Below are 24,188 nucleotides of genomic sequence, written 5' to 3' on the forward strand. Positions count from 1 at the left end.
CATCAAGGAAAATTGCCATGTCCTCCCGTATCCAGCAGACCTTCGCCGCACTCGCCGAACAAGGCCGCAAGGGCCTGATCCCGTTCATCACGGCCGGCGATCCCGATCCCGCGAAGACCGTCGAATTTATGCACGCGCTCGCCGAAGGCGGCGCCGACGTCATCGAGCTCGGCGTGCCGTTCTCGGACCCGATGGCCGACGGCCCGGTGATCCAGCGCTCGTCGGAGCGCGCGCTCGCGCGCGGCGTCACGCTGAAGAGCGTGCTCGCCGACGTGAAGCGCTTCCGCGAGACCGACCGGAAAACCCCCGTCGTGCTGATGGGTTATGCGAACCCGATCGAGCGGATGGGCGTCGACACGTTCGCGACCGAAGCGCAGGCGGCCGGCGTCGACGGCGTGCTCGTCGTCGACTATCCGCCCGAGGAAGCGGGCGTGTTCGCCGAGAAAATGCGTGCCGTGCAGATCGATCCGATCTTCCTGCTCGCGCCGACGTCGACCGACGAACGCATCGCCGACGTGGGCAAGATCGCGAGCGGCTACGTGTACTACGTGTCGCTCAAGGGCGTGACCGGCGCCGGAAATCTGGATGTTTCGAGCATTGCGGGTAAAATCCCGGCCATCAAGTCGCGCGTGCCGGTTCCGGTGGGTGTCGGCTTCGGCATCCGCGACGCCGAAACGGCGCGCGCGGTGGCCGAAGTGTCGGACGCCGTCGTGATCGGCAGCCGCCTGGTGCAGCTGCTCGAGAGCGCCGCGCCGGAAGGCGCCGCCGCCGCGCTGAAGACTTTCATCGCCGAGCTGCGCGCCGCCCTGGACGGCGCCGGCAAGACGGCGCGATAAACACAACACAGGAAGCGGGAACGGGCCGGTCGGCCCGCCCCGCCACGGAACAGGAAACCATACGATGAGCTGGCTCGACAAACTGTTGCCGCCGAAGATCAAGCAGACCGACCCGAAAAGCCGCAAGGGCATTCCGGAAGGCCTGTGGGTCAAGTGCCCGTCCTGCGAGGCCGTGCTGTACCGCAACGACGTGGACGCGAACCTGCACGTGTGCCCGAAGTGCGATCACCACATGCGCATCGGTGCGCGCGAGCGTCTCGACGGGCTGCTCGATCCGGAAGGCCGCTATGAAATCGGCCAGGAAATCGTGCCGGTCGACTCGCTGAAGTTCAAGGACAGCCGCAAGTATCCCGATCGTCTGAAGGAAGCGATGGACGAAACGGGCGAGACCGACGCGATGGTCGTGATGGGCGGCGCGATCCACACGCTGCCCGTCGTCGCGGCCTGCTTCGAATTCTCGTTCATGGGCGGCTCGATGGGCTCGGTCGTGGGCGAGCGCTTCGCGCGCGGCGCGCAGAATGCGCTGGAGCAGCAGGTGCCGTTCATCTGCTTCACGGCGTCGGGCGGCGCGCGGATGCAGGAAAGCCTGCTGTCGCTGATGCAGATGGCCAAGACCACCGCGATGCTGACCAAGCTGGCCGAAGCCAAGCTGCCGTTCATCTCGGTGCTGACCGACCCGACGATGGGCGGTGTGTCGGCGAGCTTCGCGTTCCTCGGCGACGTCGTGATCGCCGAGCCGAAGGCGCTGATCGGCTTCGCCGGCCCGCGCGTGATCGAGCAGACGGTTCGCGAGAAACTGCCGGAAGGCTTCCAGCGCGCGGAATTCCTGCTGAAGACCGGCGCGATCGACATGATCGTCGACCGCCGCAAGATGCGCGACGAGATCGCGCAATTGCTCGCGCTGCTGCAGCGACAGCCGGCCGACGCGCTGGCCTGATTGGCGCGGCGTTGTGAACTGCGCGCGTCGCCCGGCTGAACCGCCGGGCGGCGCGTTTCGTTTTTTGGCGTAGTGGCGGTACCGATTCAGATTTGATCCGATGAGCACTTTTCCCACTCTCGACGCGTGGCTTTCGCATCTCGAACGCGCGCACCCGGTCGGCATCGACATGGGCCTCACCCGCATCGGGCAGGTCAAGGCGGCGTTGCAGCTCGAATTCGCGTGCCCCGTGATCACGGTCGGCGGCACGAACGGCAAGGGTTCGACCTGCGCGTTCCTCGAGGCGATCCTCGTTCATGCGGGCTACAAGGTCGGTTGCCACACGTCGCCGCACCTGCTCGAATTCGGCGAGCGCGCGCGCGTGAACGGCCGGCAGGTGAGCGACGCGGAGCTGCTGCCGCACTTCGAAGCCGTCGAGGCGGCGCGCACGTCGCTGCCCGAGCCGGTGTCGCTCACGTACTTCGAATTCACGACGCTCGCGATCCTGCACCTGTTCGCGTCGCGCGGGCTCGACGCGGTGATCCTCGAAGTCGGCCTCGGCGGCCGGCTCGATGCGGTCAACATCATCGATACCGATTGCGCGATCGTCACGAGCATCGACATCGACCACACCGAATACCTCGGCGACACGCGCGAGAAGATCGCATTCGAGAAAGCGGGGATCTTCCGCGCGGGCAAGCCGGCGATCTGCGGCGACCCCGCGGTGCCGAACACGCTGGTCGAGCATGCCGAAGCGATCGGCGCCGACCTGTGGCTGGTCGGTCGCGATTTCCGCTACGAAGCGCAGCCGGGCGCCGAGCGCCAGCAATGGAGCTACCTCGGCCGCGAGAAGCGCTATCCGGCGCTCGCGTATCCGGCGCTGCGCGGTGCGAATCAGCTGATCAATGCATCGGCCGCGCTGGCCGCGCTCGAGGCGCTGCGCCCGGTGCTGCCGGTGTCCGCGCAGGACATCCGGCTCGGGCTCGCCAACGTCGAACTGCCGGGGCGCTTCCAGGTGCTGCCCGGCAAGCCGGCGATCGTGCTGGACGTCGCGCACAACCCGCATGCGGCGGCCGTGCTCGAGCAGAATCTCGGCAACATGGGCTTCTTCCCGTACACGTACGCGGTGTTCGGCGCGATGCACGACAAGGACATCGACGGCGTGTTGCAGCATCTGAAGGGCGAGATCGACCACTGGTGCGTGACCGACCTGCCGCTGCCGCGCGCGGCGAGCGCGGAGCAGCTCGAAGCCGCGCTGCGCAAGGCCGGCGTGGAGGAGGGGGCCGATTCGAGCGTGACGCGGTTCGCGTCGCCCGCCGAAGCGTTTCGCGATGCACTAAAAAGAGCATCCGAGAATGATAGAATCGTGGTTTTCGGCAGTTTCCATACGGTGGCAGGTGTGATGGCCTACCGGAAATCGCAGCAACACTGACTGACGGGCAGTTTCGGACTCAGCCATTCATGGGAATTTTCTCGTTCGGCAAGAAAGACGACGACGCGCCCCCGCGGCGCGGCGGTCGTACCGGGGCCTCCCGGAACGTGCGCACGGAGCGCACTGAACGCGTCGAGCGACGCACGCGCCGCACCGAGCGTCCGGAATCGGACGCACTGCTCCTCGATCCGACCCTTCCAGAAAAGCAACGCGCCCGCCGGCGTCTCGTCGGCGCGATCGCGCTCGTCGTCGCCGCGGTGATCGTGCTGCCGATGGTGCTCGATTCGCACCCGAAGCCGGTGACGGACGACATCGCGATCGACATCCCGAACCGGCCCGCGCATCAGGCGGTGGCACCGCGCGACGACGACGCGTCCGACGTGCAGGCGGGCGTCGCGCACGACGAACCGCCGGCATCCGATGTCGCCGTGGCGGCCGTGCCCGCGCCCGCGGCCAAGCCGGCCGCGAAGCCCGATACCACGACCCCGACGACCACGGCGAGCGTGACGCCGCCGAAGCCCGCTGCGAAGCCGGCCACGGTCGCACCCGCACCGAAGCCGGCCGCGCCGAAACCGGCGCCCGCGACGGTCGCGAACGCGGATGCCGCGGCCGACAGCGGCGACGCATCGTCGCCGGCGTCGCCGGCCGGTGCGCGCTTCGCGGTGCAGCTCGGTTCGTTCAAGGACGACGCAACGGCCCGTTCGTGGGCCACCAAGTTGAAATCGGCGGGTGTGCCCGCATATGTCGAACATCGCAAGCAGGCGGATGGCAGCACGGCTACACTGCTGCGTGCCGGCCCGTTCGCGGATCGCGCGGCGGCGTCCGCCGCGATCGCGAAGGTGCGCGAAGCCGGACTCACGCAGTAACGTGCGATGCTGACGGCTTTCGACTACGCTGTATTGGCGGTGATCGCGTTGTCTGCGCTGCGTGGCGCATGGCGCGGTTTCGTCTCGGAGATTTTCGGGCTGATCGGCTGGATCGCGGCGATTGCGATCGCGGCCCGCTATGTCGGACTGGTCGTGCCATATATCCCGGCGAACTGGCCGGGCGGCGCGCTGACACAGTGGGTGCTGGCGTTCGCGCTGATCGTGATCGGCGTGGTGTTCGTCGCGGGTGTCGCGAACGCGCTGTTGTCGCGGATCGCGCAGGCGACGGGCCTCGGCGGAGTCGATCGCTCACTGGGCATGATGTTCGGGCTCGTCCGCGGCTGCGTGCTGGTGGTGCTGCTGGTCGCGGCGGCCGGGCTGACCGAATTGCCCAAACAGGATTTCTGGCGCAATGCGCTATTGCGTCCTTTCGCCGAACAGGGCGTGCACGAGCTGAAGCAGCTCCTGCCCGACGGCATGGCCCAGTATGTGCGCGTGTGACGACGCGGCCGGGCAGGACGGAACCGATTTTGTCATCTTGAAGGACATGCCATGTGCGGCATCGTAGGTGTTATCTCCCAATCCCCGGTCAATCAGCTGATCTATGACAGCCTGCTGCTGCTGCAGCATCGCGGTCAGGACGCAGCGGGCATCGCGACGGCGGACGGCAGCAATTTCCACATGTACAAGGCGAACGGCATGGTGCGCGACGTGTTCCGCACGCGCAACATGCGCAGCCTGCCCGGCACCTTCGGCATCGGTCAGGTCCGTTATCCGACGGCCGGCTCGGCGTCGAGCGAAGCCGAGGCGCAGCCGTTCTACGTGAACGCGCCGTTCGGGATCATCCTCGCGCACAACGGCAACCTGACGAACTGGGAACAGCTGAAGGACGAGATGTTCCGGATCGACCGCCGGCACATCAACACCAATTCCGACAGCGAAGTGCTGCTCAACGTGTTCGCGCACGAGCTGCAGCTGTCGACGACGGGCCTCGAGCTCGATCCGGCCGCGGTGTTCAAGGCGGTCGCGGGCGTGCATCGCCGCCTGCAGGGCTCGTACGCGATCGTGTCGCTGATCGCCGGCTACGGCCTGCTCGCGTTCCGCGATCCGTTCGGCATCCGCCCGCTCTGCATCGGCAAGCTCGAGACCGAACACGGCACCGAGTGGATGGTCGCGTCGGAGTCGGTGGCGGTCGAAGGCATCGGCTTCGAATTCGTGCGCGACGTGCAGCCGGGCGAAGCGATCTTCATCGACAAGGCCGGCAACTTCCACAGCCAGCAGTGCGCGGAGCACCCGACGCTGAATCCGTGCATGTTCGAATACGTGTATCTCGCGCGTCCGGATTCGTGCCTCGACGGCGTGCCCGTCTACAACGTGCGCCTGCGCATGGGCGATTACCTCGCCGAGAAGATCAAGCGCGAGCTGCCGAACGTGCCGATCGACGTCGTGATGCCGATTCCCGATTCGTCGCGTCCGGCCGCGATGCAGGTCGCCGCGAAGCTCGGCGTCGAGTATCGCGAAGGCTTCTTCAAGAACCGCTACGTCGGCCGCACCTTCATCATGCCGGGCCAGGCCGTGCGCAAGAAGTCGGTGCGCCAGAAGCTCAATGCGATGAGCATCGAGTTCAAGGACAAGAACGTGCTGATCGTCGACGATTCGATCGTGCGCGGCACGACCTCGCACGAGATCGTGCAGATGGCGCGCGATGCGGGCGCGAAGTCGGTGATCTTCGCGTCGGCGGCACCGCCCGTGAAGTTCCCGAACGTGTACGGCATCGACATGCCGACGCGCGGCGAGCTGGTCGCCCACGGCCGCACCGACGATGAAGTCGCGAAGATCATCGGCGCCGACTACCTGATCTATCAGGACGTCGACGACCTGCGCCGCGCGGTGCGCGACATCAACCCGAAGCTCGAGCGCTTCGAGGCGTCGTGCTTCGACGGCAACTACATCACCGGCGCCGTGACGCCCGAGTATCTCGATGCGATCGAGCGCGCGCGTCTCGCACCGGCGTCGCAGGCCGATCGCGACACGGCCGGCGATACCGCGCGTTCGCAGATGAACCTGCAACTGTCGGTCGAGTGATGCCGGCGCGCGCTTCCGACGAAGCGTGATAGGATGTGGCCTTGCGTCGATTTGATTCAGCTTGCGGACGCGGGGCGACTTCCCAAAACAGCTAAAGCGAAGGCCGGCGACAGCCGGCCCGAGTCGATCGCTGTCGTACCGCACCGAAGCCCGCTGATGCCGACGCATAGCGGGCTTTTTGTTTTGGCCTGATTTTGTGGCTGGGTGCGCGCCGATGCATGACCCGCGGCGCGACCCTCGAATACGGAAAACGGAACATGGACGACTCCCTCAACTTCGACACGCTCGCCGTGCGCGCGGGCACGCTGCGCAGCAACTTCAACGAGCATTCGGAAGCGCTGTTCCTCACGTCGAGCTTCTGCTTCACGAGCGCGGCCGAGGCGGCCGAGCGCTTCGCGAATTCGGAAGACTATTTCACTTATTCGCGCTTCACGAACCCGACCGTCACCATGTTCCAGGATCGTCTCGCCGCGCTCGAAGGCGGCGAGGCCTGCATCGCGACGGCGTCGGGCATGGCCGCGATCATGTCGGTCGTGATGTCCGCGCTGCAGGCAGGCGATCACCTCGTCAGCTCGCGCAGCCTGTTCGGCTCGACGCTCGGGATGTTCTCGCAGATCTTCAGCAAGTTCGGCATCACGACGACCTTCGTCGATCCGACCGACTTGAACGCTTGGCAGGAAGCGGTGCGGCCCGAGACGAAGATGTTCTTCCTCGAAACGCCGTCGAACCCGCTGACCGAACTTGCCGACATCGAAGCGATCGGCAAGATCGCGAAGGCCGCGAATGCGCTGTTCGTCGTCGACAACTGTTTCTGCAGCCCGGTGCTGCAGCAGCCGCTGAAGCTCGGCGCGGATGTCGTGATGCACTCGGCGACGAAGTTCCTCGACGGGCAGGGCCGCGTGCTCGGCGGCGCGCTGGTCGGCTCGAAGGAATTCATCATGGGCAAGGTGTTCCCGTTCGTGCGCAGCGCGGGGCCGACGCTGTCGGCGTTCAACGCGTGGGTGCTGCTGAAGGGGATGGAGACGCTGTCGCTGCGCGTCGAGAAACAGTCGGCGAACGCGCTCGAAATCGCGCGCTGGCTCGATTCGCATCCGGCCGTCGCGCGCGTGTTCTATCCGGGGCTCGAATCGCATCCGCAGCACGAACTCGCGAAGCGCCAGCAGAAGGCGGGCGGCGCGATCGTGTCGTTCGAGCTGAAGGGCGACACGCCGGAGCAGCAGCGCGCGAATGCGTGGCGCGTGATCGACGGCACCAAGCTGATCTCGATCACCGGCAACCTCGGCGACACGCGCACGACGATCACGCATCCGGCGACGACGACGCATGCTCGCGTCACGCCGGAAGCGCGTGCGGCCGCGGGGATCACCGAAGGGCTGATCCGCCTCGCGGTCGGTCTGGAAAACGCGGGCGACCTGCGCAACGATCTCGCGCGCGGCCTCGAGGGCTGAGCGCGGCGGCAGGTTTCAGGGCCGACATGAGATGGGCCGCTCGATCGGATCGAGCGGCCCATTTTCTTTTGGCCTGCGTCGCACGCGTTGGCGGAATCAGCCGGCGTGCCCGGCCTGCGCGGACCGCGGCACGTCGCGCATCGCTTCCATCATCCAGCGCAGCGTGTCGTCGAGCGGCGTCACGGGCAGCTCGCCCACCGCGCGCCGCAGCTTGTCGCGCGACCCGCTCAGTCGCTTCACCTCGTTGTGCCGCACGAAACGCGGATCGATCGTCACGTCGATCACGTAGCCGGCGATCCGCGACAGCATCGCCAGCACTTCCTTCAGCGAATACGCGCGCTCCGAGCAGACGTTGAACGTCTCGCCGGCCGGCGCGGCTTCGAGCAGCTTCAGATAGGCGGCCGTCACGTCGCGCACGTCGGAGAAATCGCGGCTCACGTCGAGATTGCCGAGCGAGATGCGCGGCGCATTGCGCGCATAGTGCGACACGAGTTTCGGCAGCAGATACGCCTCGTCCTGGCCGACGCCGGTGTAGTTGAACGGCCGCGCGATCACGATCGGCAGGCGGTCGGCCCACAGCTTCGCCGCGTATTCCATCGCGAGCTTGCTGACCGCATAGTCGTTCGCAGGGGCGGGTGCGACGGTTTCGTCGAGCACGCCGGCCGTCGAATTGCCGTAGACGTTCGCGCTGCTGGCGAGCAGCACCGCCGACGGACGGCGGTCGAGGCCCGCGAGCGCGGCCAGCAGGTTGCGCGTGCCGACGATGTTGACCGCGTAAGTCTGCGACGGCTCGTCCTGCGCGACGTGCGCACGCGCAGCCAGATGCACGACCGCATCGGGTCGCGCATCGGCGGCCGCCGCGCGCATCGCGTGCGCGTCGAGCAGGTCGACCGGCAGCAGCGTGCAGTTCGCGAACGCCGGATCGTCCGGCCGCGCCGCGCCGGGCGCCACGGTGCCCCACACGTCGTAGCCGGCCGCCTCGAGGCGCTGCGCCATGTAGCGGCCGGTGAAGCCCGTCAGGCCCGTGACGAACGCACGGCGCGACGCGCGTCCGGCATCAGTACGTGTCATGGTGACGATTCCGCGTCAGATCCGCTTCCACCATCATCTGGCAAAGCTGCTCGAGCGTCGTTTCCGGCGCCCAGCCGAGCTTGGATTTGGCCTTGTCCGCGCAGCCGATCAGCAGGTCGACTTCGGCAGGGCGGTAGAACTTCGGATTCACTTCGACGAGCACGTTGCCGTTCGAGGCGTCGAGACCGCGTTCCTGTTCGCCCTTGCCGGTCCATTCGATCTGGTAGCCGGCGGCCGCGAACGCCATCTGCACGAAGTCGCGCACGGTCTCGGTGCGGTTGGTCGCGAGCACGTAGGTGTCGGGCTCGTCGACCTGCAGCATCCGCCACATCCCTTCGACGTATTCGAGCGCGAAGCCCCAGTCGCGCTTGGCGTCGAGGTTGCCGAGTTCGAGTTTGGTCGCCTTGCCGAGCTTGATCTTCGCGACGGTGTCGGTGATCTTGCGCGTGACGAACTCGCGGCCGCGCAGCGGCGATTCGTGGTTGAACAGGATGCCGCTGCAGCCGAACAGGTCGTAGGACTCGCGGTAGTTCACGGTCATCCAGTGCGCGTACAGCTTCGCGACGCCGTACGGGCTGCGCGGGTAGAACGCGGTCGTTTCCGTTTGCGGAATCGCCTGCACCTTGCCGAACATCTCGGACGTCGATGCCTGGTAGAAGCGCGTCTTCGGGCTCACCACGCGGATCGCCTCGAGCAGGTTCAGCGGGCCGATGCCGGTGACCTCGGCGGTCGTGGCCGGCTGATCGAACGACACGCCGACGAAGCTCTGCGCGGCCAGGTTGTACAGCTCGTCGGGCTGCGTGCGTTCGAGCAGCCGCAGGCTGGAGCCGGCATCCGTCAGGTCGTGCTCGACGAGCGACAGGTTCGGGTGCGTGTCGACGCCGAGCTCGGCGATGCGCCAGAAGTTCACCGAGCTGGTGCGGCGGTAGGTGCCCGTGACCTCGTAGCCCTTGTCGAGCAGCAGCTTGGTCAGGTAGGCGCCGTCCTGCCCGGTGATCCCCGTGATGATGGCCTTCTTGCGAGTTTGGCTCATGGCAATGTCCTGGTCGAATCGATGGATTGAGAAATTCAGGCGGTCGTGCGCGCGGCGGCGGGCACCGTCGCGCGTGCGGGGCCGCGCGTCAGGCGCCGCTCGAAGCCGTACCAGCTCACGGTGGCGTACGCGAGCGTGATGGCGAGGGCGAGCGCGGCCGTGACGAAGCGGTTCAGGTGCAGCGGCCACAGCGCGTACAGCACGCTCAGGTGAATCAGGTAGACGGTGTAGCTGACGGTGCCGACGTACACGAGCAGCGGGTTCGTCAGCACGCGCTGGACGAGGCCGCGTCCGCGCAGCGCGATCACGACGATCGACGTGCACAGCAGCAGCGAGATGCTGTAGAGCGCGGCGTTCGACAGCGGCGTGTTCGCCGCGCGGAAACGCGGGAACGACAGGTGCAGCCAGCCGAGGATCGCGAGCGCCACGAGCGCGCCGACGATCGCGAGCGGATAGAACGGCTCCAGCGCGCGCCGGTCGCGGCGCAGCACGATCGCGAGCAGCGCACCCGCGGCGAGCAGGTCCATCCGGAACGGCGTCAGGTAGTAGATCGGCCAGAACGAATCGAACCACGGCGTCGCGATCGCGCGCAGCACGGGCGCCGCGACGATCAGCGCGGCGGCGATCCACAGCAGCGCGCGCTCCGAACACCACAGCACGACGAACGGCCAGAAGATGTAGAACTGCTCCTCGACGGCGAGCGACCACAGCACGTTCAGGCTGTCGTGACCGATGCTGCCGAGCGACAGCCCGATGTTGGTCGAGAAGAACGCGAACCACGGCCAGTGCGGCAGCCAGCTCGCACCGAACAGCAGCGTCGACACGACCAGCAGCAGCACGTACGGCGGCAGGATCCGGCGCACGCGGCGCGCGTAGAAGTGGCTGAAGTACGACTGTCCGCGCGCCTTGCGATCGAGCAGGATGCCGGTGATCAGCAGGCCGCTCAGCACGAAGAACAGGTCGACGCCCATCCATAGCGGCGCCTTCAGCGCATGTTGCAGGAACACGGCGCCGACGGCGATCGCGCGCAGCCCGTCGAGCTGCACGATGCGGCCGTGTTGCGGCGGGGCGAGGTCGGCGGTGCGCGAGATGCCCGTCATCGCGCCGCTCCTTCGCGACGCGCGGCCGATGCCGTGGCGCGCCGCGCATCCGATGCGTGAACGTAATGCATGCGTTTAAATGAAATATTGAATCGAAATCGATTCTAGGGAAAAGAAATCGGCAAAAAAACGCATGTCATTTATCCGGCTGAAAAGATTCGAATGCCGGTCGTTTCAATCGCGACATGAAAGGTTTGCAGGCTACGCGCCACGGCGGGCGGCCCGGGGCGGCATTTTCTACGGATCGCCGCATGAAAGGCGGTCGATATTTCCGCTTTGCCGGGCCAATTTATCGCTGTTCCGGCTCGATATTTCAGGTGGAAACATCCCCAAATATTTCCAAATTTCTTGTGATTATTTTTGCTTGTAACCTGCATCGCGACGTTTGAAACCTATTTAGCGACAGGGCATCGCGTGCAGGCAGCATGCCGCGCCGCCGGTCGCTTCCGCATCGAGTCTGGAGAGCGCATTGCGACGTCTGATTCTGGTTGGCATGACGGTATGCGCGGCGCTGTCCGCGAGCGCCGCATCGGCTGAAACCGTGTTGCCCGCGACCACGTCGTGGATCGGCAACACGTTCGGCTATGGCGACGGCAGCTGGACGCAGATCGACATCCGCGCGATCGCGGTGACGCCCGACGGCAAGGTGTATACGAACGCGCCGTGGGACGAGAGCGGCGCCGAGGCGAGCGTCTACCAGGACGGGAAGATGCTCGGCTTCGCCGGCGGCACGCACGGCTGGGGCAACCTCGGCGGCAACGCGGTCGCGGTGAACGGGAAGTATGCGTACGTCGCGATCGGCGTCGGCAACGAGCGCGGCCATCTGCAGTCGCCCGGCATCTGGCCGGACAAGGGCAAGCAGTGGTTCGGCATTTCGCGCCGCACGATCGGCGACATGAAGCAGCCGGCGCCGTTCCGCGCCGCGCCGCAGGTCGCGCCGGGCGGGCGCGCCGATGCCGGCCGCGCGCGTATGGCCGCCAGCTTCATGATGGTCAACGAGGTGCCGGCCCCGGCCCGGTCCGAAGTGGGCGAGGCGAAGGCGGAAGTCGGCGGCCTCGCGGCCGACGACAAGACGCTGTTCTCGACGAATCCGTCGCATGACGCGGTGGACGTCTACGACGCCGAGACGATGCAGAAGAAAGCCACCTGGAGCGCGCACGAGCCGGGCCGCATCGCGCTCGCCGGCGACGGCACGCTGTGGCTGCTCACCGATACGATCGGCGGGCCCGCGCGCCTCGTGCACGTGCGCGCGGACGGCCGCAAGCTCGACGATGCGCCCGCGCTGCCCGACGGCACCGAGGCGGTGGACGTGGCGGTCGACGCGAAAGGGCGCGTGCTGGTCGCGGACAACGGGCCGCGCCAGCAGGTGCTGATCTTCTCGAAAGGCGGCAAGGGCTACGCGCCGTCGGGCACGCTCGGCGAGCGCGGCGGAATCTTCGCGGGCCCGGTGCCGGGCCGTCCGGGGCCGCAGCGCTTCAACGGGCTGACGGGCGTGGGCGTCGATCGCGCGGGCAACGTGTATGTGTCGATGAACGGCATCGGACCGCGTCACGGCACGATCGGCGCGGGGCTCGGCGCGGTGCTCGAGAGCTATACGCCGGACGGCAAGCTGCGCTGGCAGGTGCAGGGGCTGCTGTTCGTCGACGGCGCGTGGCTCGATCCGGCGCGGCCGAACAGTGTGTACACGGGCAACAAGCGCTTCGAGCTCGATTTGTCGAAGCCGCCCGGCCAGGACTGGAAATACGCCGGCTTCCTGTCGAACCGCTTCAAGTATCCGGACGATCCCGTGTTCCACACGGACCAGTATCCCGGCATGCCGTTCGCGCGGCGCGTCGACGGCCGCACGTTCCTGTACCTGACCGACATGTACGCCGACCACCTGAAGATCTACCGCTTCGACGCGAAGCGCGACGGCGAGGTCGCGATTCCGTCGGGCCTGATCGCGGGTCGCGCGCGGCCGGTCGACAAGGTGCCGAACAAGCCGCCGGGCGGCGACTGGATCTGGCGCGACGCGAACGGCAACGGCCGGCTCGACGAGGACGAATTCACGACCAACACGACCGGCAAGGCAAAGGCGGGCGGCTGGGGCTGGTGGGTCGACACGAAGGGCGACATCTGGCGCACGAGCGACGTGCGCGGAATTCATCGCTTCGCCTACGGCGGCGTCGACAAGGCCGGCAACCCGATCTACTCGTACGACAAGGTCACGACCTATCCGATGCCGCAGCCGTTCACGCAGCTGCGCCGCGCGATCTACGAGCCGCAGACGGACACGCTGTACGTGACGGGCTACACGGCCGACGCGCCGCCGCAGGCAGGCATCAACAAGGAAGTCGGCCGCGTGCTGGTGCGCTTCGACAAGTGGTCGACCGGCTCGCCGGTGGTGCGCTACACGGTCGCGCTGCCGTGGCAGCTCGACGCGAAGCCGATCCTCGACCTGATCGGCATCACGGTCGAAGGCCGCTACATCTTCACGGTGGAGCCGGTCGGCAAGATCCACGTGTACGACAAGGAAACCGGCAAGGAAGTCGGCGTGATGAGCCCGGGCGTGGAGGTCGGCAAGGCGTCGGGCTGGGTCGACGTGCCGTTCGGCATCAGCGCGTTCCGGCGCGAGAACGGCGAATACCTGGTGTTCGTCGAGGAAGACGCGCGCGGCAAGGTGCTGATGTATCGCTGGAAACCGTGACGGGCGGCGCGCCGTCGTCGTTGGCGTCACACAAGGCAGAAGCATGGACAAAGGCATACTCAAGAACGTTTCGATCAACTTCATCGGGCTGATCCTGCCGACCTTCGTGTCGCTGGTGACGGTGCCCGCGTACATCCACGCGCTGGGCGTCGAACGCTACGGCGTCGTCAGCCTCGTGTGGACGCTGATCGGTTATTTCGGGATCCTCGATCTCGGGATGAGCATGGCCGCGCAGAACCACATCTCGAAGGCGCTTGCGAGCGGCAACGCGGACGAAAGCGCGCGGGTCTTCTGGAGCGCGTTCTGGCTGAACCTCGGCACCGGCATCGTCGGCGGCCTGCTGATCTATTTCGGCGCGTTCGTCTACACCGCATATTTCACGAAGGTGTCGGCGGCGATGCAGCACGAGGTGTATCTCGCGTTGCCGTGGCTCGCGCTCGCGATTCCGCTCGCGAACGTGTCGTGGGTGTTCGCCGGCGCGATCAACGGGGCCGAACGGTTCGGCGTGTTCAACACGAACCAGACGATCGGCACGTTCCTGTTCCAGCTGCTGCCGCTCGGCGCCGCATGGTGGATCGCGCCGAACCTGCAGACGGTGCTGGCCGCGGCCGTCCTCGCGCGGCTCATCGCGGCGGTGATGCTCGGTCACGCAAGCATCACGGTGCTCGGGATCCGGCGCATCGACCCGCCGCAGTGGGGCACCGCGAAAGGGCTGTTCAACTTCGGCGGCTGGATGCTGATCGCGAGCACGACGAGCATGATCGCCGACACGCTCGACCGCGTGATGCTCGGCGCCGGCATGGGCGCGAAGTTCGTCACCTATTACACGGTTCCGCAGAACCTCGTCACGCGGCTGAACATGCTGCCGAACGCGCTGGTGCGCACGCTGTTTCCGCGCCTGTCGGCGGTCGGCCGCGACCATGCCGACACGCTCGCGCGCCAGTCGCTCGAATTCCTGAACGGCGTGTTCACGCCGGTCGGCATCGTCGCGATCTTCGCGCTCGCACCGTTCCTCACGTTGTGGGTCGGCGCGGATCTCGCCGCGCATTCGGCGCCGGTCGGGCGCGTGCTGGTGATCAGCGTCTGGCTCGTCGGCCAGGCGAGCGTCACGCGGATCCTGATCCAGTCGCAGGTCAATCCGGCCCGGGCGGCGTTCGCCGGGCTCGTCGAGATGCCGTTCTTCGTCGGCGGCCTGTGGTTCGGCATTCATCACTTCGGGCTGATCGGCGCGGCGGTGGTCGTCGCGACCCGCGCGCTGGTCGATTACGGCGTGCTGCTTTACCTGTCGGCGATCCGGATGCGCGCGATCGTGCTCGACATGCTCGCGCATCTCGCCTTCCTGCTCGCGAGCCTGTTTCTCGCGCAGGCGTGGTCGGGGCTCGGCGAGTCGATCGGCCTCTGCGCGGTCGTGCTGGTGCTGAACCTTGCATGGTCGCTCACGATGACGCCGGCCCTGCGCGCGCTGGTGCGCGACCTGTTCGTCCGTCTCAATGCGAGGAAAACCGTATGAATCGCGATCTGGCGGAACACGCCATCCTGAACCTCGCCACGGCCGATGCCGCCGTGGCCGAAGCCGGTGACACCGCCGCGCTGCGCCGGACCGAACCGGCCGGACAGGCGGGCGCCCGCGATGCGTCGCGCCCGCTGCGCGTGGCGATCGTCCACGACTGGCTCGTCACGTACGCCGGCGCCGAGCGCGTGCTCGAACAGATCGTCGCGTGCTTTCCCGACGCGGACCTGTTCAGCCTCGTCGATTTTCTCGACGATCGCGCGTTCGTGCGCGGCAAGCGGGTGACGACCTCGTTCATCCAGAAACTGCCGTTCGCGCGCACCAAGTACCGCAGCTACCTGCCGCTGATGCCGCTCGCGATCGAGCAGCTCGACGTGTCGGACTACGATCTCGTGATCTCCAGCAGCCATGCGGTCGCGAAGGGCGTGCTGACCGGGCCGGACCAGATGCACATCAGCTACGTGCATTCGCCGATCCGCTACGCGTGGGACCTGCAGCACCAGTATCTGGAACAGTCGAACCTCACGCACGGGCCGAAGTCGCTGCTCGCGCGGATGATCCTGCATTACATCCGCAACTGGGACACGCGCACCGCGAACGCGGTCGACGGCTTCGTCGCGAACTCCGCGTTCATCGCGCGACGCATCCGCAAGGTGTATCACCGCGACGCGGCGGTGATCTTCCCGCCGGTCGACGTCGACGGCTTCTCGCTGAACGAGGCGAAGGACGATTTCTACCTGACCGCGTCGCGGATGGTGCCGTACAAGAAGATCGACCTGATCGTCGAAGCGTTCTCGCGCACGCCGGAGCGCAAGCTCGTGGTGATCGGCGACGGCCCCGAGATGCAGAAGATCCGCGCGAAGGCCGGCCCGAACGTCGAGATCATGGGTTATCAACCGTTCGCGGTGCTGCACGACCGGATGCGGCGCGCGAAGGCGTTCGTGTTCGCGGCCGAGGAGGATTTCGGGATCTCGGTGGTCGAGGCGCAGGCATGCGGCACGCCGGTGATCGCATACGGCAAGGGCGGTGCGCTCGAGACGGTGCTCGAACCGCGCGCGCACGAGAATCCGACCGGGCTGTTCTTCGACGAACAGACGCCGCACGCGATCGTCGCGGCGGTCGACGATTTCGAGCGCGCGCCGCAGCGCTTCACGCCGCACGCGTGCCGCGCGAATGCGGAGCGCTTCTCCGCCGACACGTTCCGGCGGCGCTTCCTCGACTACGTGGAGGCGGCGCTGCCCGGCTCGACGGCGCAGCGCGGCACGGCCGTCGCGCCGATGCCGCCCGCGCGCGGCCCGGCGACGCTCGTGCTGGACCAGAGCGGCGTGCTCGGCGGCGCGGAGCTGTCGCTGCTGGAGATCATGAAGCACATGCGCGCGAACGCCGACGTGGTGCTGTTCGACGATGGCCCGTTCCGCGCGGCGCTCGACGAGATCGGCGCGCGCGTCGACGTGCTCGACCAGGGCGCGCTCGCCGGGGTGCGCAAGCAGGGCGGCGTGTCGGCCGGCGCGTTGAAGCAGCTTTACACGCTCGTGCGGGACGTCGCGCGGCGCGCACGCCGCGCCGAGGTGATCTACGCGAACACGCAGCGCGCGATGGTGGTCGCGGCGCTGGCCGGGCGGCTCGCGCGCAAGCCGGTGGTCTGGCACCTGCGCGACATCGTCAGCGGCGACCATTTCGGCAGCAAGCAACTGATGGCGATCAAGTACTGCGCGCGGTTCGGCGTCACGCGCGTGATCGCGAACTCCGACGCGTCCGCGCAGGCGTTCCGTGCGCTGACGGGTTTCACGCCGCAGCACGTCGACGTCGTGTTCAACGGCATTTCGGCGGAACCGTTCGACGCGCTGGACACGGCCAGCCAGGCCGCGCTGCGCGCGCGCTTCGGACTGCCCGAGCACGCATGGCTGGTCGGCTCGTTCAGCCGCCTCGCGCACTGGAAGGGGCAGCACCTGCTGCTGGAGGCCGCGGCTCGCCAGCCGGACATGCACGTGGTGCTGGTCGGCGCGCCGCTGTTCGGCGAGGACGAATACGCGGCGCAGCTGCACGAGATCGTCGCCCGTCACGGGATGGACGATCGCGTGCACTTCCTCGGCTTCCAGCGCGACGTGGCCGCGTGCATGAAGGCGGTCGACGTGGTCGCGCATACGTCGATCACGCCGGAGCCGTTCGGGCGCGTGATCGTCGAGGGGATGCTCGCACGGCGGCCGGTGGTTGCGGCCCGCGCGGGCGGAGTCGTCGAGATCATCGAGGACGGCGAAAACGGGCTGCTGTGCGAGCCGGGCAACGCGACCGCGCTGGCCGACGCGCTGGGCAGGCTGCAGCACGACGCCGCGCTGCGCGAGCGGCTCGTCGCGAGCGGGCGGGCGACCGCGGTACGCCGGTTCGGCACCGCGACCTATGTGGAACGGGTCGAGAAGATCCTCGCGGATACGGCGAAGGCCGCGAAGGCGCAGAAACGGTAGGCGCGGCGCGTCGGCGCGAATCGACGCCATGCGCCGGGAAACGGGCCCTCATGCGGCGGTGTGCTGCATGAGGGTTCTGCTTTTTGGGCGGGCCATGCGGCGGCAGTGCAGCCGCCCAGGCGGCGCGTGACGCCGCGTCACGCCCATGAAAATGCCCCCGGGCGACCTGAGGTCGCGCGGGGGCCGGGAGCGCCGTAACGGCGCAATCAGACAGCCCGTTCGGGCGCCGGTGCGACGACGCGGGCGGCGCGCGTCGGCTTCAGGCTGGCCGACCACATCATCGCGGGGCGTTCGAACAGCCGGTAGAACACGTAGGCGACCGGAATCGCGGCGGCCATGAACGCGATCGACGGCCAGATCGACAGTTGCAGTTCCGAGTGGAACAGCACCGAGCCGAGGCAGACGAACAGCGGCAGATGGATCAGGTACAGCGAGTAGCTGAAGTCGCCGAACCAGCCGAGCACGCGCAACAGCGGCGTCGGGCGCGGCGGGCAGGCGAGCGCGCGGTACAGGAAGCACGCGAAGCCGGCCGCCCACAGCTGGAACGCGCCGTACTGGCCGAAATGGAACGCGCCGCAGCCCGCGGCCAGCAGCGCGGCGGCCGCGAGATACCACGCGCGCGACGGCACGGCGGCCGTGCCGCGCGCCGGCTGCGCGCGCACGTCGGCGATCCATGCGCCGACCGTCCAGGACAGCCAGTACGACGTGAAGAACTGCAGGTCGTGCCGTTCGAGCAGCCACGCCGACGCGACGTTGACGAGCGCGACGGCCGCCACGATGGCCGGCATGCCGATGCGCCGGCGCAGCGCGAACAGCAGCGGGTAGATCGCATAGAACTGCACTTCGAGCGACAGCGTCCACAGCGCGCCGTTCGACCCGTACGTGTAGCCTGCGACACCCTGCAGCGAGAACAGGTTCACGAGGAACGCGGTGAGGCCGACGTCGCGGATCTTGTGGCTGACCGGCGCGATCTGCAGGCTGACCGCGTCCATCGCGAGCGTGAACAGCAGCGCGGCGAGCAGCACCGGGTAGATGCGCGCGAAGCGGCGCGCCCAGAAGTTCGGCGCGTCGAGCCGGTACGCGGGGTTGGCCGCGAGCTTGAGCGCCGCGTTGCGGTGGATGCAGTAGCCGCTGATCACGAAGAAGATCGGCACGCCGGCGGAGCCCCACGCGAACGGGAAGGTCAGGTAGCCGGCGATCACGCTCGGGTTCAGCGCATGACCGTAAGCGTGATGGAAGCTCTGCATGCCGACCCAGACGACCTGGCGGCAGTGGAAATAGGCGACGAGCAGCGCCGCGAACCCGCGCATCGCGTCGATCACGTGTTCCTTGTGGTCGGCGACGGGCGGCGCAGTCAAAGACGATCCGCTGAAAGCTTGCATGCGATTCGATTCCTTGCGACGGATGAAGGGGATGGTCCAATCGTAATGCGCAAGAATTCGATCGAATGAATAAAAAAATCTCGCCGGGAAATGACGGTGTTTCAGATGGTGGTTTTATTCCGGTCTGAAAGCGGTTTCGCCGCCGCCACAATTATTTGCCGATTTTTTTCTGATAGCTTGAAGCTCCAGTTGATTGATGCAAGGAGCGGCAAGATGGACATGCATTGGATCGCGAGCGCGGCAGTACTGCTGGTCATGGCCGTGCTGTCGGCGTACCGCGAGGCGCTGAAGAACGAGCCGATTCGCCCGGGCCTCGAGCGGGGCGGCGTCCCGTATATCGAGGAATTCGAATCGTAAGAATTTGTATCCGGAAAATCGGTAATTTGTTTATGTGCCGGCGCCGGGTTCGGCAATATCGACCGGATTCGCGGATTATCTATTTTCCGGAAACATGGGCAATAGGTCCATATCGAAAATGAGCGGAGTGGAATTGGCCGTGCCGCCGGTTCTCGATATGCCGTTCGAAAAACAATCGCGCCGGGTCGCCCAGCGACGCGGCGCAGTCAACGCAATCAGGATGCGAACATGTTGAAAGTCACCAAGGCCGTGTTCCCCGTCGCCGGTCTCGGCACGCGGTTCCTCCCGGCAACGAAGGCGAGCCCGAAGGAGATGCTGCCCGTCGTCGACAAGCCGCTGATCCAGTACGCGGTCGAGGAAGCGATCAACGCCGGTATCACCGAGATGATCTTCGTGACCGGGCGCAGCAAGCGCGCGATCGAGGATCACTTCGACAAGTCGTACGAGATCGAGGCCGAACTCGAGGCGCGCGGCAAGGAAAAGCTGCTCGAACTCGTGCGCGGCATCAAGCCGAGCCACGTGAACTGCTTCTACGTGCGCCAGCCGGAAGCGCTCGGTCTCGGCCACGCGGTGCTGTGCGCGGAAAAGCTCGTGCACGGCGAGCCGTTCGCGGTGATTCTCGCCGACGACCTGCTGCACGGCGAACAGCCCGTGCTCAAGCAGCTCGTCGACGTGTTCGACCACTATCACAGCTCGGTGATCGGCGTCGAGACGATTCCGCGCGAGGACAGCCGCTCGTACGGCGTCGTCGAAGGCCGCGAGTGGGAAGAGGACATCATCAAGCTGTCGGGCATCATCGAGAAGCCGGCGCCGGAAGACGCGCCGTCGAACCTCGGCGTGGTCGGCCGCTACGTGTTCATGCCGACGATCTTCGATCACCTGCGCAAGCTCAAGCCGGGCGCCGGCGGCGAGCTGCAGCTGACCGACGCGGTCCAGACGCTGCTCGCGAACGAGCAGGTGCTCGCGTATCGCTACTACGGCACGCGTTTCGATTGCGGCAGCAAGATCGGCTACCTCAAGGCGACCGTCGAGCTCGCGCTCCAGCATCCGGAAGTGAGCCGCGAATTCGAGGCGTACCTGCGTACCTGTCTGCCCGCGCTGGCTGCTGTCGCATAAGCAGCCGCGCTGCTCCATTGTTTCAGGTGGTGGTTGTTCCGTTGGCCCCGGCTGCCTCGTGCGTCGGGGCTTTTTTGCGTGTGGACGAAGTGCGCGCGTGCGGCGGCGGGTGAGCGGCGATGCGGATGTCGGGCGGGTTCGAGCAGGTGTGTGCGCGACGATTCTGGTATGCCGCCGGACGGTGATGCCGGTTCGAGCGCGCGTTGAGCGGTGCGCCGGATGCCGCGGCGATGAAACCGGTGCCGGCGCGCCGGCCGCTTGCGCGCTGATGAACGACGGTTGCGTACAGGCTGCGTCGGGTCCGCGCCGGTATCGCGCTCAGCGCGGCGACGTGCTCGGCCGCGCGACGAAGTACCGGGCCAGCATCGCGGCGATCGGCTTCTTGAAGTCGAGCAGGCGCCGTTCCAGATAGCGCCACGACAGATGTGCGAGCAGCACGGCAAGCGCGAACTGCAGCAGTTCGGGCAGCACGTCCCGGACGATTACGGGCACCGGCACGCGCGCGAACAGCGCGGGCATCTCCCCGAAACGTGCCGGGATCAGGTTGTGGAACAGGTAGAAGCCGTAGCTGATCGTGCCGAGATAGACGAGCGGCGCCCAGTCGAGCAGTGCCACGGCCGGATGGTCGGGTTCGGTGACGATCCACAGCATCAGCGCGCCGAGCGACGCGGACAGGCCGAGATCCGCGAGCCCCGTGACGACGTCCGGCAGCATCGTGAACGCGGGCAGCGCGAGGAAGAACACGACGCCGGCGGCGCCGAGCCAGCCGGGCGGAATGCGGCGGACGACGTCCTGGCCGCGATCGGCGAGCGCCATCGCGCCGACGCCGCCCAGTGCGATCAGCGCGAAATTCCACGGGGAAAACGCGTAGATCAGCACCGGCGATGCATCGACCGCGTAGAGCGCGAGATGCGCGAGCGCGCACAGCGCGATGGCCGCGACGCCGAGCACGACGTGGCGCGCGGCCGGCACCGCGAGCAGCGTGAGCGGCGCAATCAGATAGAACTGCTGCTCAACCGCGAGGCTCCAGAAGTGCGACGTGGAGCCCGGCCAGCCGTCCTTGACGACGCCGATCCAGTAATTCGACAGGAACGTGGCGTGCCAAGCGAGCCCGAGATCGACGCCGCGCTGGTAGAACAGCGCGTGCGCGATCGCGAGCGCGGCGAGCAGCAGGTAGTAGACGGGAAAGATCCGCAGCGCGCGCTTCGCGAGAAACAGCGCCAGCGCATGGCGGCGCGTCATCGCGCCGCACTCGATCGCCTGACGATTGCGATGCAGTTCGCCGACGATCAGGAATCCGCTGATGAAGAAGAACGTCCACACACCGAGCTTGCCCACGTCGACGGCGAGGACGTGGCCCTTGTGGGACAGGAAAACGAGGATGACGGCGATGGCTCGCAGGCCGTCGAGTCCTTTGACGTATCTGACTTCGCGCATGAAGGCATCCGGGGCACTGAGCGAGGTCAGTATAGGTGCGCAAATATCGAACGTAATTCGCGATCGGACGCGTTTGGACGTATACGTGAAGGCGTTTTTCGATGCTGGAGCGGCGTCGAAGTCGGTCGCGCGCAACAAAACCTGCGGGAAACCCCGCGAAAACGCATAAAAGTACTCCACGAAGCGTCAAGGCGCTTGTAGAATCCGGCGTTGAAGCGCGCGCGTTGCACGCTTCGTGTATCCAACGACCACACCTGGTAGGAGAAACATGGCGACTTCCGCAAAAAAGGTGGCCAAGAAGGCTGCCGCACCGGCCACCAAGAAAGTGGCTGCCAAAAAGGCTGCGCCCGCGAAGAAAGTAGTGGCCAAGAAGGCTGTCGCGAAGGCAGCACCGGCTGCTCCGACGCCGCTGAAGGACAAGTTCACGAAGGCATCGCTCGCAACGCACATCGCTGAGCGCGCAGCTGTCGAAGTGAAGGCGGTCAAGGCAGTGCTCGTCGCACTCGAGAACGTCGTGCTGGGCTCGGTTCACAAGAAGGGCGCAGGCGAGTTCACGCTGCCGGGTCTGCTGAAGATCACGGCGCAAGTCGTGCCGGCGAAGAAGAAGCGCTTCGGCAAGGATCCGTTCACGGGCGAAGAGCGCTGGTTCCCGGCGAAGCCGGCCAGCGTGCGCGTGAAGGCACGTGCGCTGAAGAAGCTGAAGGACGCGGCTGCGTAATGCCGCGTAACGGTCGCCGAATGCATGTCGGCGGCCGTTGCGATGTCCGACGATCCCCGTACGCGAAAGCGTACGGGGATTTTTATTGCGCCGCGCAAATCGAACGGCCGCGTCGGTATCGCACGGCGCGGATACGGCATGACGTGACGCGCATCCGGTGTGGCGGGCCGCTTGCGCGGATGGCCGGATCGTCGTGTTCGTGCCGGCGCGCGGCTGTGCATCGCCGCGCGTTGCGCGTGCGTCGCGCGGGGCTTGCGCGATGAACGCGACGATCGTTCCCGCCGAGATCGCCGAGCAGGTGACGGTCGCGTGCGCCGCGATCGAACGGCATCTCGGCGCGACGCTGCAGGCGATGCATCTGTTCGGTTCGGCGCTCGACGGCGGGCTGAAACCGCGCAGCGACATCGACCTGCTGGTGACGGTTGCCGCATCGCCGGGCGAAGCGGTGCGGCGCGCGCTGATGCTCGACTTGCTCGACGTGTCTGCGCCGCCGCGGAGCGAGGCGCTCATGCGCGCGCTGGAAGTAACCGTGGTCGTGCGCGGCGACGTGGTGCCGTGGCGTCATCCTGCCCGGCGCGAACTGCAGTTCGGCGAATGGCTGCGCCGCGATCTGCGCGGGGGTATCGTCGAGCCGGCATGCGTCGATCACGATCTGGCCATTCTGTTGACGAAGGTGCGGCAGCACGACGTTGCGCTGCACGGGCCGCGCGCGGCCGCGTGGTTCGACGCGGTGCCCGCACGCGATTTCGTCGCCGCGCTCCTCGCCACGGTTGCGCAGTGGAATGCCGAGCCCGACTGGCGCGGCGACGAATGCAACGTCGTGCTCGCGCTCGCGCGCATCTGGTACAGCGCCGCGACCGGCAGGATCGCGCCGAAGGATGTCGCCGCGGCGTGGGCGCTGGAGCGCCTGCCCGACACGTACCGCCCCGTTCTGTCGGCCGCGCGTACCGTCTATCTGCGCGGTGACGGCGACGGTGCCGACGCGCTGTTGTCGGGCCAACCGGTCGCCGTATTCGTGCGTTACGTGCGACGGATCGTCGAAGCCATGTTGTCGGCGTAGCCGCGCGCGAAGGGCTGCTGCCCGCGATTGCGTCGCGGCGCGATGCAATCCCGTCGACGGCCGCGGTCAGGCGCGTATCGCGCGCGCCGCGGGCGTGCCGATGCCCGCGCGAAGGAGGCTGCGGCGCCGGTGCTTCGTCAGCCCGCCGTGCCGGCGTAGGCGGCCTTCAGCGCGGCGACGTCGAACTTCGTCATCTGCATCATGGCCGCGGCCACGCGCGCCGCCTTGACCTCGTCACGGTCGGCCATCATCGGGATCAGCGCGTCGGGCACGATCTGCCATGAGACGCCGAAGCGGTCACGCAGCCAGCCGCAGCCGTCGGCCGTGCCGCCGTTGTCGAGCAGCGCGCTCCAGTAGCGGTCGAGTTCCGCCTGGTCGGCGCAACTGATCATCAGCGAGATCGCATGGTTGAACGTCTCGGTGCGCGGGTGGCTCATCGCGATGAACGGCTGGCCGAACAGCTCGAATTCGACCATCCGGGTGCCGCTGGTGCCGGGTACCGCCGTGACGCGCACGACGCGCGAGTTCGGGAAAATGCCCGCGTAGAAGGCCGCGGCTTCTTCGGCTTCCGTCGCATACCAGAGGAACGGCGTGATCTTCTGAATCGTCATGGAGCGTCTCCTATCGGATGTCGGTGAGGGATGGGGCAATCCGCGTGCCGCCATCGATACGA

Annotated in this window: 21 protein-coding genes; 15 read left to right on the forward strand and 6 right to left on the reverse strand. The window is 67.0% G+C overall.

Annotated features, from left to right (window positions below):
- The first annotated feature begins 17 nt into the window (after positions 1 to 17).
- The 7 genes from trpA (at position 18) to WS49_RS04245 (ending at position 7,583) form a co-directional block, all read left to right on the forward strand.
- Positions 18 to 836, forward strand: a complete 819-nt coding sequence (trpA, locus tag WS49_RS04215) for a tryptophan synthase subunit alpha (protein ID WP_059524757.1) — start codon at positions 18 to 20, stop codon at positions 834 to 836.
- Between the two features lie 64 nt (positions 837 to 900).
- On the forward strand, positions 901 to 1,773 hold the full coding sequence (gene accD / locus WS49_RS04220; protein ID WP_044843820.1) for an acetyl-CoA carboxylase, carboxyltransferase subunit beta: 873 nt from the start codon (positions 901 to 903) through the stop codon (positions 1,771 to 1,773).
- A 100-nt stretch (positions 1,774 to 1,873) separates the two neighbouring features.
- Positions 1,874 to 3,184, forward strand: a complete 1,311-nt coding sequence (gene folC, locus WS49_RS04225; protein ID WP_059524759.1) for a bifunctional tetrahydrofolate synthase/dihydrofolate synthase — start codon at positions 1,874 to 1,876, stop codon at positions 3,182 to 3,184.
- A 29-nt stretch (positions 3,185 to 3,213) separates the two neighbouring features.
- On the forward strand, positions 3,214 to 4,050 hold the full coding sequence (locus WS49_RS04230; protein ID WP_059524761.1) for an SPOR domain-containing protein: 837 nt from the start codon (positions 3,214 to 3,216) through the stop codon (positions 4,048 to 4,050).
- Positions 4,051 to 4,056: 6 nt separating this feature from the next.
- Positions 4,057 to 4,551 carry a CvpA family protein gene (locus tag WS49_RS04235; RefSeq protein WP_059524763.1) on the forward strand — a complete coding sequence of 165 codons (495 nt, stop codon included), beginning with the start codon at positions 4,057 to 4,059 and terminating at the stop codon, positions 4,549 to 4,551.
- Positions 4,552 to 4,602: 51 nt separating this feature from the next.
- Positions 4,603 to 6,135: an amidophosphoribosyltransferase gene (purF, locus tag WS49_RS04240; protein WP_059524765.1), complete on the forward strand. Its 1,533-nt coding sequence runs from the start codon at positions 4,603 to 4,605 to the stop codon at positions 6,133 to 6,135.
- A 257-nt stretch (positions 6,136 to 6,392) separates the two neighbouring features.
- Positions 6,393 to 7,583, forward strand: a complete 1,191-nt coding sequence (locus WS49_RS04245; RefSeq protein ID WP_059525647.1) for an O-succinylhomoserine sulfhydrylase — start codon at positions 6,393 to 6,395, stop codon at positions 7,581 to 7,583.
- Positions 7,584 to 7,679: 96 nt separating this feature from the next.
- On the opposite strand, the gene WS49_RS04250 is transcribed toward WS49_RS04245, so the two are convergent.
- Genes WS49_RS04250 through WS49_RS04260 form a run of 3 tightly spaced genes read right to left on the reverse strand, consistent with a single transcriptional unit; the run spans position 7,680 to position 10,787 of the window.
- Positions 7,680 to 8,654 carry an NAD-dependent epimerase/dehydratase family protein gene (locus tag WS49_RS04250; RefSeq protein ID WP_059524767.1) on the reverse strand — a complete coding sequence of 325 codons (975 nt, stop codon included), beginning with the start codon at positions 8,652 to 8,654 and terminating at the stop codon, positions 7,680 to 7,682.
- Positions 8,641 to 9,687 (reverse strand): GDP-mannose 4,6-dehydratase, encoded by a 1,047-nt coding sequence (gene gmd / locus WS49_RS04255; protein WP_059524769.1) that lies wholly within the window; start codon positions 9,685 to 9,687, stop codon positions 8,641 to 8,643. The genes WS49_RS04250 and gmd overlap by 14 nt, the downstream gene beginning before the upstream one ends.
- 35 nt (positions 9,688 to 9,722) lie before the next feature.
- A complete protein-coding gene (locus WS49_RS04260; protein ID WP_059524771.1) occupies positions 9,723 to 10,787 on the reverse strand; it encodes an acyltransferase family protein in 1,065 nt (354 codons plus the stop codon).
- 185 nt (positions 10,788 to 10,972) lie between these two features.
- Here WS49_RS04260 and WS49_RS34795 point away from each other — a divergent pair, with 185 nt between their 5' ends.
- The 4 genes from WS49_RS34795 to WS49_RS04275 all read left to right on the forward strand — a co-directional run bounded on the left by WS49_RS34795 (position 10,973) and on the right by WS49_RS04275 (position 17,445).
- Complete coding sequence (locus tag WS49_RS34795) at positions 10,973 to 11,176, forward strand: hypothetical protein (RefSeq protein WP_156441338.1); 204 nt, start codon at positions 10,973 to 10,975, stop codon at positions 11,174 to 11,176.
- Between the two features lie 104 nt (positions 11,177 to 11,280).
- Positions 11,281 to 13,473 (forward strand): hypothetical protein, encoded by a 2,193-nt coding sequence (locus WS49_RS04265; RefSeq protein ID WP_059524773.1) that lies wholly within the window; start codon positions 11,281 to 11,283, stop codon positions 13,471 to 13,473.
- A gap of 43 nt (positions 13,474 to 13,516) precedes the next feature.
- Positions 13,517 to 14,983: a flippase gene (locus WS49_RS04270; protein WP_059524775.1), complete on the forward strand. Its 1,467-nt coding sequence runs from the start codon at positions 13,517 to 13,519 to the stop codon at positions 14,981 to 14,983.
- A complete protein-coding gene (locus WS49_RS04275; protein WP_059524777.1) occupies positions 14,980 to 17,445 on the forward strand; it encodes a glycosyltransferase family 4 protein in 2,466 nt (821 codons plus the stop codon). The genes WS49_RS04270 and WS49_RS04275 overlap by 4 nt, the downstream gene beginning before the upstream one ends.
- Before the next feature lie 206 nt (positions 17,446 to 17,651).
- Here WS49_RS04275 and WS49_RS04280 read toward each other — a convergent pair whose 3' ends face one another.
- Positions 17,652 to 18,827, reverse strand: coding sequence for an acyltransferase family protein (locus tag WS49_RS04280; protein WP_059524779.1), 1,176 nt, complete (start codon positions 18,825 to 18,827; stop codon positions 17,652 to 17,654).
- A 213-nt stretch (positions 18,828 to 19,040) separates the two neighbouring features.
- On the opposite strand from WS49_RS04280, the gene WS49_RS35530 reads away from it, so the two are divergent.
- Positions 19,041 to 19,184 (forward strand): hypothetical protein, encoded by a 144-nt coding sequence (locus WS49_RS35530; RefSeq protein WP_006479318.1) that lies wholly within the window; start codon positions 19,041 to 19,043, stop codon positions 19,182 to 19,184.
- 228 nt (positions 19,185 to 19,412) lie between these two features.
- Positions 19,413 to 20,300, forward strand: coding sequence for a UTP--glucose-1-phosphate uridylyltransferase GalU (galU, locus tag WS49_RS04290; protein WP_034179975.1), 888 nt, complete (start codon positions 19,413 to 19,415; stop codon positions 20,298 to 20,300).
- Between the two features lie 318 nt (positions 20,301 to 20,618).
- On the opposite strand, the gene WS49_RS04295 is transcribed toward galU, so the two are convergent.
- Positions 20,619 to 21,737, reverse strand: a complete 1,119-nt coding sequence (locus tag WS49_RS04295) for an acyltransferase family protein (protein ID WP_059524783.1) — start codon at positions 21,735 to 21,737, stop codon at positions 20,619 to 20,621.
- A gap of 268 nt (positions 21,738 to 22,005) precedes the next feature.
- Between WS49_RS04295 and WS49_RS04300 the strand changes: the two genes are divergently transcribed.
- Together WS49_RS04300 and WS49_RS04305 are read left to right on the forward strand one after the other, a co-directional pair.
- Positions 22,006 to 22,455 carry an HU family DNA-binding protein gene (locus WS49_RS04300; protein WP_011548077.1) on the forward strand — a complete coding sequence of 150 codons (450 nt, stop codon included), beginning with the start codon at positions 22,006 to 22,008 and terminating at the stop codon, positions 22,453 to 22,455.
- A gap of 259 nt (positions 22,456 to 22,714) precedes the next feature.
- Positions 22,715 to 23,515, forward strand: coding sequence for an aminoglycoside adenylyltransferase family protein (locus tag WS49_RS04305; RefSeq protein ID WP_059525649.1), 801 nt, complete (start codon positions 22,715 to 22,717; stop codon positions 23,513 to 23,515).
- A 137-nt stretch (positions 23,516 to 23,652) separates the two neighbouring features.
- Here WS49_RS04305 and WS49_RS04310 read toward each other — a convergent pair whose 3' ends face one another.
- Positions 23,653 to 24,126, reverse strand: a complete 474-nt coding sequence (locus tag WS49_RS04310) for a VOC family protein (protein ID WP_059524785.1) — start codon at positions 24,124 to 24,126, stop codon at positions 23,653 to 23,655.
- Positions 24,127 to 24,188: the final 62 nt, after the last annotated feature.

It is taken from the genome of Burkholderia sp. RF7-non_BP4 (assembly GCF_001521935.1).
GTDB lineage: Bacteria > Pseudomonadota > Gammaproteobacteria > Burkholderiales > Burkholderiaceae > Burkholderia > Burkholderia diffusa.

What these genes read in the sequence shown, in the direction of transcription:
- trpA (WP_059524757.1), top strand. Translation starts at nt 18, where the DNA reads ATGTCCTCCCGTATCCAGCAGACCTTCGCCGCACTCGCCGAACAAGGC.
- accD (WP_044843820.1), top strand. Translation starts at nt 901, where the DNA reads ATGAGCTGGCTCGACAAACTGTTGCCGCCGAAGATCAAGCAGACCGAC.
- folC (WP_059524759.1), top strand. Translation starts at nt 1,874, where the DNA reads ATGAGCACTTTTCCCACTCTCGACGCGTGGCTTTCGCATCTCGAACGC.
- WS49_RS04230 (WP_059524761.1), top strand. Translation starts at nt 3,214, where the DNA reads ATGGGAATTTTCTCGTTCGGCAAGAAAGACGACGACGCGCCCCCGCGG.
- WS49_RS04235 (WP_059524763.1), top strand. Translation starts at nt 4,057, where the DNA reads ATGCTGACGGCTTTCGACTACGCTGTATTGGCGGTGATCGCGTTGTCT.
- purF (WP_059524765.1), top strand. Translation starts at nt 4,603, where the DNA reads ATGTGCGGCATCGTAGGTGTTATCTCCCAATCCCCGGTCAATCAGCTG.
- WS49_RS04245 (WP_059525647.1), top strand. Translation starts at nt 6,393, where the DNA reads ATGGACGACTCCCTCAACTTCGACACGCTCGCCGTGCGCGCGGGCACG.
- WS49_RS04250 (WP_059524767.1), bottom strand. Translation starts at nt 8,654, where the DNA reads ATGACACGTACTGATGCCGGACGCGCGTCGCGCCGTGCGTTCGTCACG.
- gmd (WP_059524769.1), bottom strand. Translation starts at nt 9,687, where the DNA reads ATGAGCCAAACTCGCAAGAAGGCCATCATCACGGGGATCACCGGGCAG.
- WS49_RS04260 (WP_059524771.1), bottom strand. Translation starts at nt 10,787, where the DNA reads ATGACGGGCATCTCGCGCACCGCCGACCTCGCCCCGCCGCAACACGGC.
- WS49_RS34795 (WP_156441338.1), top strand. Translation starts at nt 10,973, where the DNA reads ATGAAAGGTTTGCAGGCTACGCGCCACGGCGGGCGGCCCGGGGCGGCA.
- WS49_RS04265 (WP_059524773.1), top strand. Translation starts at nt 11,281, where the DNA reads ATGACGGTATGCGCGGCGCTGTCCGCGAGCGCCGCATCGGCTGAAACC.
- WS49_RS04270 (WP_059524775.1), top strand. Translation starts at nt 13,517, where the DNA reads ATGGACAAAGGCATACTCAAGAACGTTTCGATCAACTTCATCGGGCTG.
- WS49_RS04275 (WP_059524777.1), top strand. Translation starts at nt 14,980, where the DNA reads ATGAATCGCGATCTGGCGGAACACGCCATCCTGAACCTCGCCACGGCC.
- WS49_RS04280 (WP_059524779.1), bottom strand. Translation starts at nt 18,827, where the DNA reads ATGCAAGCTTTCAGCGGATCGTCTTTGACTGCGCCGCCCGTCGCCGAC.
- WS49_RS35530 (WP_006479318.1), top strand. Translation starts at nt 19,041, where the DNA reads ATGGACATGCATTGGATCGCGAGCGCGGCAGTACTGCTGGTCATGGCC.
- galU (WP_034179975.1), top strand. Translation starts at nt 19,413, where the DNA reads ATGTTGAAAGTCACCAAGGCCGTGTTCCCCGTCGCCGGTCTCGGCACG.
- WS49_RS04295 (WP_059524783.1), bottom strand. Translation starts at nt 21,737, where the DNA reads ATGCGCGAAGTCAGATACGTCAAAGGACTCGACGGCCTGCGAGCCATC.
- WS49_RS04300 (WP_011548077.1), top strand. Translation starts at nt 22,006, where the DNA reads ATGGCGACTTCCGCAAAAAAGGTGGCCAAGAAGGCTGCCGCACCGGCC.
- WS49_RS04305 (WP_059525649.1), top strand. Translation starts at nt 22,715, where the DNA reads ATGAACGCGACGATCGTTCCCGCCGAGATCGCCGAGCAGGTGACGGTC.
- WS49_RS04310 (WP_059524785.1), bottom strand. Translation starts at nt 24,126, where the DNA reads ATGACGATTCAGAAGATCACGCCGTTCCTCTGGTATGCGACGGAAGCC.